Raw genomic sequence first — 11,622 nt, 5'->3', positions numbered from 1 at the left:
GGACGGTCGGCTGTCAGGCGGTGTTGCGCTGGCAGGGGACGCAGAACGGTGTGTAGGGCAGGATCTCCAGGCGCTCGACGGGGATGGGCTTGGCGCAGGTGCGGCACGTGCCGTAACTGCCGTCCTGGACGCGCTGGAAGGCCGCCTCGATCTCGGTGAGGACCCGCCGGACGGTGGCCTTCTGTGCGGACATCACCTGTTCCTCCGCGTCCGGCCCGGCCTGGCCGATGGCCTGCAGCTGGGTGAGCCGGGAGGCGCGTTCGTGTTCGAGGCGCTGGAGGGCCTCGTGCGCCGTCAGCCGCTCACGACGGGATTCGGTCCGGGTGGTATCGAGTGACATGGCGGATCCTTCTTTCCAGCAGTGGGCGTCGGACAAGGTGTCAGGGGCGGAGGTCCGGGCCTCCAATGTGGCCGCGTCGCCGCGTGAAGGACATCGGGCGCGATACCCATCCGCGGCGTGTCCGTCGGCCCGTCGCGGCGTGGGCGGGCCAGGTGCGGGAAATGGGCATCGGTGCCCATGGCCGCTGGAACCGGCAGCGGGCAGCCTGGACGGCAGGCCGGTCAGGGCCGGTGCCCTCGGTTCGCGCCCGGGTCGCGCGGTGACCGACAGTAGAGACGGCAGTCGTGTCGCATGCAGAAAGGCGTCATCCAGGTGTCGCTGTTTTGGCGGATCTTCGCGCTCAACGCGGTGGTGCTGGGAAGCGCCACCGCGCTTCTGCTGTGGGCTCCGGTGACCGTGTCGGTACCGGTGGTGCTGACCGAGGCGGTCGTCCTCGTGGCCGGCATGGTCGTCATGCTGGTCGCCAACGCGGCCCTGCTGCGGATCGGCCTGGCACCGCTCGACCGGCTCACCCGGCTGATGACCACCGTCGATCTGCTGCGCCCGGGGCAACGGCTGCCGGAAGGGGGCCGTGGAGAGACCACCGAACTGATCCGCACCTTCAACGCCATGCTCGAGCGCCTTGAGCACGAGCGGGCGTCCAGCAGCGCCCGCGCCCTGTTCGCGCAGGAAGCGGAACGACGCCGTATCGCGCAGGAACTGCACGATGAGGTGGGGCAGAGCATGACGGCGATCCTGCTGGCGCTGGAGCGAGCCGCCGACGACGCGGACGAGCCCCTGAGCGGTGAACTACGGCAAGTGCAGGAGATCACCCGGGGGAGCCTGGACGAGGTACGGCGTCTCGTACGTCGGCTGCGGCCCGGCGTGCTCGAGGACCTCGGACTGGTCAGCGCCCTCACCTCGCTGACCAGTGAGTTCGCCACCCATGTAGGGCTGCGTGTGGTGCGCCGCTTCGACACCGACCTGCCCCTGCTGGACCAGCAGACGGAACTGGTGCTGTATCGCGTCGCCCAGGAAGCCCTGACCAACGCGGCACGCCACGCCGAGGCCGGGCAGGTCGAGGTGAGCCTGCACCGCACCGACGGAGCGGTGGTGCTGGCGGTCTCCGACGACGGCCGCGGAACCGGCGTCGCCCGAGAAGGGGCGGGAATCCGCGGAATGCGCGAGCGGGCCCTGCTGATCGGGGCCGCCCTGGATGTCACCTCCCAGCCGCAGGCCGGCACCACGGTCCGGCTGACCGTGCCCCTCCCCAGGAAGCAGCGATGACCACGCCCCACACATCCGTGATCCGTATCCTCCTCGCCGACGACCATGCGCTGGTACGCCGCGGGGTGCGCCTCATCCTCGACCGGGAGCCGGACCTGGAGGTCGTCGCCGAGGCCGGGGACGGCGCGGAGGCCATGGAGATAGCACGCGCGCAGCAGGTCGACCTGGTGGTGATGGATATCGCCATGCCACGAATGACCGGCCTGCAGGCCACCCGGGAGATCCTGGCGCTCAAGCCCGACGTGCGGGTGCTGATGCTGACGATGCACGACAACGAGCAGTACTTCTTCCAGGCGCTGAAGGCCGGCGCCAGCGGCTATGTGCTCAAGTCCGTGGCCGACCGCGACCTCGTGGCGGCGTGCCGCGCCGCCATGCGCGACGAGCCGTTCCTGTATCCGGGCGCGGTCACCGCACTCATCCGCAACTACCTCGACCGGGTCCGTAACGGCGAGGAGCCCTCCGACCAGGTGCTGACCCCCCGCGAGGAGGAGGTGCTCAAACTCGTGGCCGAGGGCCACTCCTCCAAGGAGATCGCCGAGATGCTCTTCATCAGCATCAAGACCGTCCACCGGCACCGCGAGAACCTGCTGCACAAACTGGGCCTGCGCGACCGGCTGGAACTCACCCGCTACGCGATCCGCGCCGGCCTCATTCAGGCCTGAGCCTGCCGGCCGCCTCGCGGATCCGGCCGCGTGCTCCTCAGCCGGGGCCTTGAGCACCCGGTCCGTCCAGGACAACAGACCATCGACAGGGAGAGGGGGCGGTGGTGGCCCGCTTCACGCACACCGTCCCGCGCACCCGAGGCCCTGGTCCGGGCCTGGTCCGGACCGTCCTGCTCGCCGTACTCATCGCCCTGCTCAACCCGTCCGCCCTGGGCGGCGCGCACCACCCCGCACCGGTCGGTGCGCTGCTCGCGGCCGAGGAGAAGTCGTCGGGGCACGGTGAGCCTCATGCCGACCGTGCCGACCCGGCTGTCTCCATCGCTGCCGTCCGCGGCCAACGGGATGCCCCAGGCGATCGCCATGCGCCGGTGTCCGATCCGGCCGCGTCGCCCGGCACGGCGACCGGCCCGCTCCAGCCCGCGCGGTCTCCGCTTCCGGCGGTGGGCCCGCCCGCATCGGAGCAACCGGCACATCGTCAGGCGGTGAGGGCGCCGCCTTTCCTGTCCGGCATCTGAATCCTTTCCTCTCCTTTCTCCGCCGCAGCCACCGTGCCGGCCGCGGCATGCCTGCCGGAGGCCCCTGTGAACCGATCCCCGCACGTCAGAGGCTTGATCGCCCTCGCCGCCGTCGCCCTGTCCCTGTACGTCGCGCTCACCGTGCCCGTCCACCTGGGACTCGATCTGAGAGGCGGCACCCAGATCGTGCTGGAAACCCGCCCCACCGCCGCTGCCGATGCCGACGGCGAGGCCACGGACCGCACCGTGGAGGTGCTGCGCGGCCGTATCGACGCGCTGGGCGTCGCCGAACCCACCATCGCCCGCTCCGGCAGCGACCGGATCATCGTCGAACTGCCCGGCCTGCAGGACCCACGGGAGGCCGCCGACGTACTCGGCCGTACCGCCCAGCTCACCTTCCACCAGGTGCTCGGTACGGCAGCCGCCGCGGACGACAAGCCGACTCCGCTGCCCGAGCGGCCCCGCGAGCAGGTGATGGCCGACGGGTCCGGCCGACTTCTGCGCCTTCAGGCGGCCTCACTGACCGGGGACGACGTGGAGAAGGCAGCCGCCCGCTTCGACCAGCAGGGCGGTGCGGGCTGGCACGTCACCGTCGACTTCAGGGGAGCGGGCCAAGCGGGTTGGGCCCGCCTGACCGGCGAAGCCGCCTGTCACGCGCCCGGGTATCCGGGCCGCCGGGTCGCCATCGTCCTGGACGACAAGATCATCTCTTCGCCGCAGGTCGACCCGTCCGTCGCATGCCGGTCCGGCATCAGCGGAGGCTCCACCCAGATCTCCGGAACGTTCGATGACAGCGAAGCGAAAGAGCTGGCCCTGCTCATCAACGGCGGCGCTCTGCCGGTGCCGGTCGAGACCGTCGAGCAGCGCACCGTCGGCCCCACCCTGGGAGCCGAAGCGATCACGGCAAGCGCCTGGGCCGCCGGCATCGGCACCGCGGTGACGTCGCTGTTCATCATCTCCGTCTACCGTCTCCTGGGCGCTCTGGCCACCGTGGCGCTGGCCTGCTACGGCCTCATCTCCTACGCGGTCCTCGCCGCCCTCGGCGCCACCCTCACCCTGCCCGGCCTCGCCGGCTTCGTCCTGGCCATCGGCATGGCGGTCGACGCCAACGTGCTCGTCTTCGAACGCGCCCGCGAGGAGTACGCCACCCGTCACCGCCCCACCCCGCGATCGTCCCTCACCGCCGGATTCCGCGGGGCCTTCAGCGCGATCGCCGACTCCAACATCACCACTCTCATCGCCGCTGGTCTGCTGTTCCTCCTCGCCTCCGGACCGGTGCGCGGGTTCGGCGTCACGCTGGGCATCGGCGTCCTCGCCTCCATGCTCAGCGCCCTCGTCATCACCCGGGCCCTCGCCGACCACGCCGTCGCCCGCCCCCGTCTGCGCCGCCGACCCCGCCTCACCGGCATCGCCCACACCGGCACCGTCCGCGACCGCCTCGCCCGCACCGAACCGAATCTGATGCGTCACCCGCGCCGATGGCTGGCCGCCTCCGCCGCCGCACTCGTTCTGGCCGCCTCCGGCATCGCGCTGCGCGGCCTCGAGCTGGGCGTCGAATTCACCGGTGGCCGCATCGTCGAATACACCACTGCCACCCCCGTCGATCCCGACCACGCCCGCACCGTGCTCGCCGACGCGGGATTCCCCCGGGCCGTCGTCCAAACCTCCGGCGAGAACCGGCTCACGGTCCGCACCCACCACGTGAGCGACACCCAGGCAGAGACCATCACCGACGCCATCACCGACCTGGCCCACCGAGCCGACAAGATCCGCGACGAAGCCGTCGGGCCCAGCCTCGGCAAGGAACTCCGCCAAGGCGCCCTCATAGCCCTCGCCGTCGCCCTCGCCGCCCAGCTGGTCTATCTCGCGGCACGCTTCCGCTGGCTGCTGGGAACCTCCGCGGTCGCCGCCCTCGCCCACGACGTCGTGATCCTCGTCGGCGTCTTCGCCTGGCTCGGCAGACCGGTCGACGGCGTCTTCCTGGCCGCGTTGCTGACCGTCATCGGCTACTCCGTCAACGACTCCGTCGTCGTCTTCGACCGGATCAGGGAACTCGGCCGGCACGACCCCACCACGCGCTTCGCCCGCATCGCCAACCGGGCGATCCTGCAGACCCTGCCGCGCACCGTCAACACCGGTATGGGCGCCGCGTTCATCCTCACCGCACTGGCCCTGCTCGGCGGCGACACCCTGACCGACTTCGCCCTCGCCCTCCTCATCGGCCTCGCGGTGGGCACCTACTCCTCGATGTTCACGGCCACGCCGCTGGCGATCGAACTGCACAAGCGCCGCACCCGGGCGAGCCACGACGAGCGTGCTTCTTCCGCCGGGCGACGCGTCTCGACGTGAGTGAGAAGTCTGATCCATTGGGCCTCCATCGGCCGGTCCCGGAGCCGACCTGCTGTGCCATTGGCGCAGTCGGTGGGGAGCCGGTTGAGCCAATGGGTCTGGAGGTGTTTAGCTTTGTCCCATCCATGTAACTTACGGTGCCGCGTAGCGCCGGACGGCGACGAGGCCGGGTCCGGACCGCGGCACCTTCGTCGTGCCTGCTCGTCGTGCGCCACCCCGGACGACCGCCGGCAGGACGCGAACCACCATGAGGGGGGCGGCGCACCGCCGTGAAAAGGATGTTCGTGGCTCCGGACCCGGGGCGCTCCAGGCTGCGGAACGCGACCCGCGCCGTCATCGGTGTCGCCGCCGCGGTCGCCGTCTCCGAACTCTGCGGGCTGTCTCTCACCGCGTCGATCACCGGCGGGCTCGCGGCGCTGCTCGCCCTCTTCACGGTCACCGACGCGACCGTCCGCGACCAACGGCTCACCACCGCCCTGCTTCCTGTCGCCGGATTCCCCGTGCTGGCGCTCGCCACCGCACTGCACGGCCTCACCCCGGCCCGTGACGCCGCGTTCCTGGCCATCGTCTTTCTCGGGGTCTACGCCCGCCGCTGGGGCCCGCGGGGCCACGCGCTGGGGATCTTCGCGTTCATGAACTTCTTCATCACGCAGTTCCTGCACGCGGGTCCGGCGCAGTTGCCCGAGTTGTACACCGCCATAGGCTTTGCCCTCGTCACGGCCGGCGCCACGCGCTTCGTACTCTGGCCCATCGAGCGTCACACCCCACCCGCGCTGGCCCCACCGGCCCTGCCCGGCACCGGATTGGCGCGGCCCACCACCCGGCAGGCCTTCCAGGTCACCGCCGCCTCGACTCTCGCGCTTCTGGTCGGGCAGCTTGTCTCCGAAGAGCGCTGGTACTGGGCCGTCGGCGCCGCCTGGTGGATCTTCGTCAACACGGCTTCCCGCGGCGAAACCCTCGTCCGCGGTTTCCGCCGGATCTTCGGAACCGTGATCGGTGTCGCCGTGGGCCTGCTGGTCGCAGGCCCGCTGCACGGCGCCCCCGCCCCGACGGCCGCCCTCATCGCCGTCTGCGTGTTCGGCATCTTCTACACCGCCCCCGTCTCCTACTCCTGGATGATGCTGGCGGTGACGGTCATGGTCAGCCTGCTCTACGGCCTGCTGGGCGTGCTGGACCCCAGCCTGCTCGGCCTCCGTCTCGCAGAGACCGGTGTGGGCGCGCTGTGTGCCGCGCTGGCCGTGGCCCTCGTCCTGCCGGTCACCACGCACGCCACGAACGACGCCTGGATCCGGCGGGCACTGCACTGCGTCCACGCGGCCACCACCCAGGCGGCCGCCCGCCTCGCCGGCGACCCGCAGGGCGACCCGGCCCCGCACGCCGCCGAACTGGATCTGTTGCTCGGCCGGGTACGGATGGCTCTCGCTCCGTTGGTGCACCCTTTGAGCCCCTTCCGTGCTCGGAAGGCCCGTGCCCGTCAGGTCATCGCGTTGCTCGACGACTGCGCCCGCGAAGTGCGGGGTCTGGTGGCCGTCGCTGCGGATTCCGTCGCGTCGCACGACGCCGACCTGGTGGCCGCCTGCCGGCGAGTCGAGGCCGCGCTGGAAGCACTCAATGCGAGTGACCTGGGACGCAGGGGAGTGGAGCCCGCCACCGCTGAGAGACCTCGGCGGGACGAGACGGAGTCGGCCCTCGTGCACCTGCGCGGCCTGGAGAAAGCTCTGTCGGAGCTGGCGATGCCGCTCGCGTCGGCTCCGCGTCCTTCACTCGTCCGTTCTTGATCGGGAGGAAGAGCGTCGGCCGAAGCGCGGCACCCGCTGCCGGACGGCCTACAGCTGTTCGTGCCGCCGGTGACGAACCACGCCGTCATTGACGCCTGGATCCAGCGGGTTCTGCACTGCGTGCACGCACGCACCGCCGATGCCGCGGTACGCCTCGCCGACGACGACACGGCGGACCCGGTCGGACGTGTCGCCGGGCCGGAGCACTTGCTCGGCCGGGTGGGGCTGTCCGATGCCCCGCTCGTCCACCCCCGCTCAACCCCGTTTGCTCGGCCGAAAGCGCCGCCCGCCGGCTCCTCGCGCTCCTCGACGCCCTGCGCCCGCGAGATCCGCGGCCCGGTCGCCGTCGCGGCCGCCGGAGGCCTCCCACGACGCCCGCCCGGCCGCCGCCTGCTGGCGGGCCCAGGACGCGGTCGAGGCCCTCGCCGACGGCCGCCCTGACCGCCTGATCCACACCGCGCACGCCGCGCCGGCGACGTACTCCGCCCTGGCCCACCTGCACAGCCCCGAACAAGCCCCGTCCCGCCCGCTGACGGCCCCGGCGCAGCGCCCCGCTTCACCGCAGCACGAAGGGCCCGCTCCTCGTATCGGAAGCGGGCCCTTTCGTCGTGTCGGGCGGGCGGCGCGCGCGACGCGTGCTAGCGGACCGGTGCCCCCTGCGGCTGCTGCGGGGCGATGCCCAGCGAGGTCGTGTACTTGGCCAGAGCGAGCTTGCCGATCGCCGGGTACGGGCCGAGCGCGTCGGCGGTGGCGCAGCCCGCCTCCCTGGCGGCCTCCTCCAGCAGCGTGGCGTCGATCTCCGGGCCGATGAGGTACGGCGCGAGGGCCAGCTGCTGGGAGCCGGAGGAACGCAGCTGCTCGGCGACGGAGGCGATGGAGCCCTCCTCGTCGAGCGCCGCGGCCATCACCGGTACGGCGAGACGCGCGGCGAGCAGCATGCCGGTGATCCCGGCGGCCTGCACCGCCTCGTCGCCGCCCACGGACGCCAGGATGATGCCGTCCGCGGCCGTCGCCACGGTGAACAGGCGGGCGCGGTCGGCGCGGGCCAGGCCGGCCTCGGACAGCCGCACGTGCAGCGCCTCGGCGAGCAGCGGGTGCGGGCCGAGGACGTCGGTCAGCTCGGCGGCGATCCGGCTCTCCATGACGGCCTGGCGGATCCGGCGCAGCAGCGCGCTGTCCGGGCCGGCCAGCAGCGGCACCACGACGGCGACGGGGCCGTCGGGCTCCTTGACGTCCATCCCGGCGGCGACCGCCTGCTCGTAGCGGGCGGTGCGCTCCTCGGCGGCGAACGCCAGCACGGCCTGGAGGCTGGGGAACTCGTGGTCGCCCCCGTCGACGTACCCGATGCGCGCGTCGAGGCCGGGGAGCTCGGAGCGGGCGATGCTCACGACCTCCTCGGCCAGACCGCGGGTGGCGGTGCTCGGCGTGCCCGGCACCGCGAGGACGAGCGCGGGCGCGCCCTCGGGAGCCGCCAGCGGCTCGGGTCGGCGGTGCCGCCCGGGCTGGCGGGGGCGCGGCATTCGTACAGGCAGGCCGGACGCGGGCCCAGTGGGGGAGCTCATGGCGCCGCATGTTACTGGCTTCTTGGGCTCCCTTGTTCGGGGAGGGTGCAGGTGAGCGGTATCCGTCCTGTTTTGTCTGATGAGTTACGTACGGATCAGAAGTGATCAGCGTGTTTTTCGGACGACTTGCCCCCGAAGGGGGCCAATCCCCCTTTCCTGTCAGGCCTCGTGGTTCGTCACATACATCATCGTCTGGTCATCCGGCAGGGTGAGCGCGTCCGTCGCCAGCGCGATGCCGATACGGACCGCGCCGTGCAGCGGATCGCCTTCCGCCGGCACCCGGCGCGCGTACGGCAGCCTCCGCGCCAGTTCCGCGTCCAGCGGTACGAGGAGGGGGTCGCCCAGCTTCAGCAGGCCGCCGGTGACGGCGACGCACACCGCATCGCCGGGGGAGGGCTCCCCGCCCTCCGGGCAGACGGCGGCGGCGGAGTCGGCCATGTGCCGGGCCGCCGCCCGCAGGATGTCCGCAGCGACCGGGTCACCCGGGGCGCACTCGGCCACCCGCGAGGCGAACGACGCGAGGACGGCCGCACGGTCCGGGCGCGGGTAGAGCAGCCCGGGCAGCCCGCGCATGGGGCCGAACTGCTCCCGCGCACAGGCCAGAAGCGCGACGGAGCCCCCGGAGCGGCCGTCGTGCGCACGCAGGGCCGCCTCCAGGCCCGCCCGGCCGATCCACGCGCCACCGCCGCAGTCGCCCAGCAGATGACCCCAGCCGTCGGCCCGCCGCCACGCACTCAGGTCCGTCCCGACCGCGATCAGCCCGGTGCCGGCCGAGAGGACCGCGCCCGGCCGCTGCCCGAGCGCGCCGGCGTAGGCGGTGACGGCGTCGGCGGCCAGGGCCGTGGTGCGCACGCCGAACTCCCGCGCCAGGACGGACGGCAGTGCGGCGCGCAGCGCGTCGCCCAGCGTGCTGAACCCGGCGGCTCCGACGACCGCCGTCTCCAACCGCTGAATGCCCGTCTCCGCCGTCAACGCGCTCACCAGCGGCAGGAGTTGTTCCATCAGATGCGCCGGGTCGATCCCCTGCCCGCCGGTGCGCACCGGGACGGCCGACGACCGCTGCGCCACGGTCCCGCGTCCGGCTGTGCCGAGTGCGACCCGCAGACCGGAGCCGCCCGAGTCCACGGCGAGAACACCGTGCTCGCGCGCGACCGGCAGCACGCCCTGCCGCGTCCGCGGCGTCAGGTCACCGTCGGGATGCAACAGGCCCCTCCTTCCCGGACACCGGCCGTGGGTGAGGGCTTGCATGTCGCACCGGGGCGCCGCGCCCACCAGTAGAGTAAGGCGTCGTGGCACCACGACCCTTGCATGAACTTGTCGAAGCAGGCTGGGCGAAGGCTCTCGAACCTGTGGCCGAACGCATCGCGGCCATGGGGGACTTCCTCCGGGCCGAGATAGCGGCGGGCCGGACCTACGTCCCGGCCGGGGCGAACGTCCTGCGGGCCTTCCAGCAGCCCTTCGACGACGTCCGTGTCCTGATCGTGGGGCAGGATCCCTACCCCACACCCGGGATGGCGATCGGACTGAGCTTCGCGGTCTCGCCGGACGTGCGTTCGCTGCCGGGGAGCCTGGAGAACATCTTCCGGGAGATGCACTCCGACCTCGGGCTGCCCAGGCCGTCGAACGGCGATCTGACGCCGTGGACGCAGCAGGGCGTGCTGTTGCTCAACAGGGCGCTGACGACCGCCCCGCGCAAGCCCGCGGCGCACCGGGGCAAGGGCTGGGAGGAGGTCACGGAGCAGGCGATCCGGATGCTGGCCGCTCGCGGCAAGCCGCTGGTGTCGATCCTGTGGGGCCGTGACGCGCGCAATCTCCGTCCGCTGCTGGGGGATCTTCCGGCGATCGAGTCCGCCCATCCGTCCCCCATGTCGGCGGACCGGGGCTTCTTCGGCTCGCGACCGTTCAGCCGTGCCAACGACCTGCTGCTGCGGCAGGGCGCGCAGCCGGTGGACTGGCGACTGCCTTAGAGGACGACCGTCCGTGGAGCACGACTGCCGTGGAGCACGACCGTCCGTCCACGACCTTCCGTGGAGCATGGCCGTCGCGCCATGCGCCCACCCGGCCACGGCCGCCAGGGTCCGGCCGAGCGGGAGAGAGGGTGAGCCGCGCGGATCCCGCCGCGCGGCCGGGCTCACACCGGCGCGCGGACGAGTCGGAACCGGGGATCACGCCCCACGCGGTGCCCATCAGCACTGCTGCGTGTACGTCAGGGCGGTGTAGCGGCGCGCGGCGATGTCCTGCCGGGTGCCTGTGATCAGGTTGAGGGTGTAGGCGTCGGGGTCGACCACCTGGCCGGCAACCTGAGCGAAGAGGACGAGGTCGCCCTCGTCGGGGGCCATGTCGTAAGGGGCGGAGAAGCCGCCCAGCTGGGCGCAGACACCGAACTGCGCCCCACCGGCGGCCAGTTCGCGGACGGTCTCCTCGAACATGTCCAGTACCCCTTCGTTGCCGTCGGCGGCGTTCAGGAAGGCGCGGCACGCGGGGGCGTCCTGCCAGTCGCTGTGCAGGGTCAGTCCGACGACGGGGTAGAGCGTCCGCGGTTCGTAGACCGTGGGCTGCGCGGTCTCGCCGTCGACGTCGTACGTCACGGGGCGCTCGGTGGTCCGTGCTCCCGCGGGCACGTGGAGCACCGAGGAGTTCTCCGGCTCGTACTCGATCTTGGAGAAGAAGAGCAGATGGCCGTCGGTGGGCAGCTCGATGTCCAGGGCGCCGTGCGGCAGGGCCGCGCAGTCGACGGTCAGGATGAGGGGTTCCATGCCTTGGTGCCGGTCGGCGTCGTCGGGAAGCGAGGGCAGTCCGCCCGTGCGCGCGGCCGGGCGGGCCGTCTTCTGCTGCGCCGGGGAGAGGTCTCCGAGCGGGAGCAGGTAGACGCACGGGCGGGAGTGGGCGAGCAGCTCGGCTGCGACGGTGTTCGGAACGCCGTGCCGCTGGGCCGTGTCGTGGACGAGTCGCTCGTCGATCGCTGTCATGCGCGTGATCGTGCCAGGAGGTACCGACATCCGTTCGTCGGTGCGGAAGTTCCCGGCATAGGACTTCGCGCAGGCGCTGGACCAGGTCCGCAAGGGCAGCGTCCGTTCCAGCGCCGCTGTGGAGTTCGAGTAGCAGGACGCCGCCCGCCGGTCCCGCCCGGCGCGGACGCCGTCGAAGCGT

The 11,622-nt window shown here is 72.2% G+C and carries 9 protein-coding genes; 5 read left to right on the top strand and 4 right to left on the bottom strand.

Annotated elements, in window-relative coordinates:
• Nucleotides 1-13: 13 nt before the first annotated feature.
• The gene (locus tag ACFYXA_RS10590) at nucleotides 14-340 is read right to left on the bottom strand and encodes a TraR/DksA family transcriptional regulator (protein ID WP_389030661.1); all 327 of its coding nucleotides are present in this window, start codon (nucleotides 338-340) and stop codon (nucleotides 14-16) included.
• Nucleotides 341-652: 312 nt separating this feature from the next.
• Between ACFYXA_RS10590 and ACFYXA_RS10585 the strand changes: the two genes are divergently transcribed.
• From ACFYXA_RS10585 to ACFYXA_RS10570, 4 genes are all read left to right on the top strand, one after another.
• On the top strand, nucleotides 653-1,606 hold the full coding sequence (locus tag ACFYXA_RS10585; protein ID WP_389031681.1) for a HAMP domain-containing sensor histidine kinase: 954 nt from the start codon (nucleotides 653-655) through the stop codon (nucleotides 1,604-1,606).
• Entirely contained in the window at nucleotides 1,603-2,268 is a 666-nt protein-coding gene (locus tag ACFYXA_RS10580; protein WP_389030658.1) for a response regulator, read from the top strand. The genes ACFYXA_RS10585 and ACFYXA_RS10580 overlap by 4 nt, the downstream gene beginning before the upstream one ends.
• Nucleotides 2,269-2,849: 581 nt before the next feature.
• Nucleotides 2,850-5,132, top strand: a complete 2,283-nt coding sequence (secD, locus tag ACFYXA_RS10575) for a protein translocase subunit SecD (RefSeq protein ID WP_389030654.1) — start codon at nucleotides 2,850-2,852, stop codon at nucleotides 5,130-5,132.
• A 278-nt stretch (nucleotides 5,133-5,410) separates the two neighbouring features.
• Nucleotides 5,411-6,910 carry an FUSC family protein gene (locus tag ACFYXA_RS10570; RefSeq protein WP_389030651.1) on the top strand — a complete coding sequence of 500 codons (1,500 nt, stop codon included), beginning with the start codon at nucleotides 5,411-5,413 and terminating at the stop codon, nucleotides 6,908-6,910.
• A gap of 638 nt (nucleotides 6,911-7,548) precedes the next feature.
• Here the strand turns inward: ACFYXA_RS10570 and ACFYXA_RS10565 are convergent.
• Both ACFYXA_RS10565 and ACFYXA_RS10560 read right to left on the bottom strand, forming a co-directional pair.
• Entirely contained in the window at nucleotides 7,549-8,472 is a 924-nt protein-coding gene (locus ACFYXA_RS10565; protein ID WP_389030648.1) for a sirohydrochlorin chelatase, read from the bottom strand.
• Between the two features lie 159 nt (nucleotides 8,473-8,631).
• A complete protein-coding gene (locus ACFYXA_RS10560; protein ID WP_389030645.1) occupies nucleotides 8,632-9,675 on the bottom strand; it encodes an N-acetylglucosamine kinase in 1,044 nt (347 codons plus the stop codon).
• An 86-nt stretch (nucleotides 9,676-9,761) separates the two neighbouring features.
• On the opposite strand from ACFYXA_RS10560, the gene ACFYXA_RS10555 reads away from it, so the two are divergent.
• Nucleotides 9,762-10,439 carry a uracil-DNA glycosylase gene (locus ACFYXA_RS10555; protein ID WP_352247029.1) on the top strand — a complete coding sequence of 226 codons (678 nt, stop codon included), beginning with the start codon at nucleotides 9,762-9,764 and terminating at the stop codon, nucleotides 10,437-10,439.
• 219 nt (nucleotides 10,440-10,658) lie between these two features.
• Here ACFYXA_RS10555 and ACFYXA_RS10550 read toward each other — a convergent pair whose 3' ends face one another.
• Complete coding sequence (locus ACFYXA_RS10550; RefSeq protein WP_389030637.1) at nucleotides 10,659-11,441, bottom strand: DUF1963 domain-containing protein; 783 nt, start codon at nucleotides 11,439-11,441, stop codon at nucleotides 10,659-10,661.
• Between the last annotated feature and the right edge of the window lie 181 nt (nucleotides 11,442-11,622).

Source organism: Streptomyces sp. NPDC002566 (assembly GCF_042889585.1).
GTDB lineage: Bacteria > Actinomycetota > Actinomycetes > Streptomycetales > Streptomycetaceae > Streptomyces.
The sequence above is the reverse complement of the archived record's forward strand: the minus strand, read 5'-3'. Positions and strand labels throughout refer to the sequence as shown.

What these genes read in the sequence shown, in the direction of transcription:
- ACFYXA_RS10590 (WP_389030661.1), bottom strand. Translation starts at nt 340, where the DNA reads ATGTCACTCGATACCACCCGGACCGAATCCCGTCGTGAGCGGCTGACG.
- ACFYXA_RS10580 (WP_389030658.1), top strand. Translation starts at nt 1,603, where the DNA reads ATGACCACGCCCCACACATCCGTGATCCGTATCCTCCTCGCCGACGAC.
- ACFYXA_RS10570 (WP_389030651.1), top strand. Translation starts at nt 5,411, where the DNA reads ATGTTCGTGGCTCCGGACCCGGGGCGCTCCAGGCTGCGGAACGCGACC.
- ACFYXA_RS10565 (WP_389030648.1), bottom strand. Translation starts at nt 8,472, where the DNA reads ATGAGCTCCCCCACTGGGCCCGCGTCCGGCCTGCCTGTACGAATGCCG.
- ACFYXA_RS10550 (WP_389030637.1), bottom strand. Translation starts at nt 11,441, where the DNA reads ATGACAGCGATCGACGAGCGACTCGTCCACGACACGGCCCAGCGGCAC.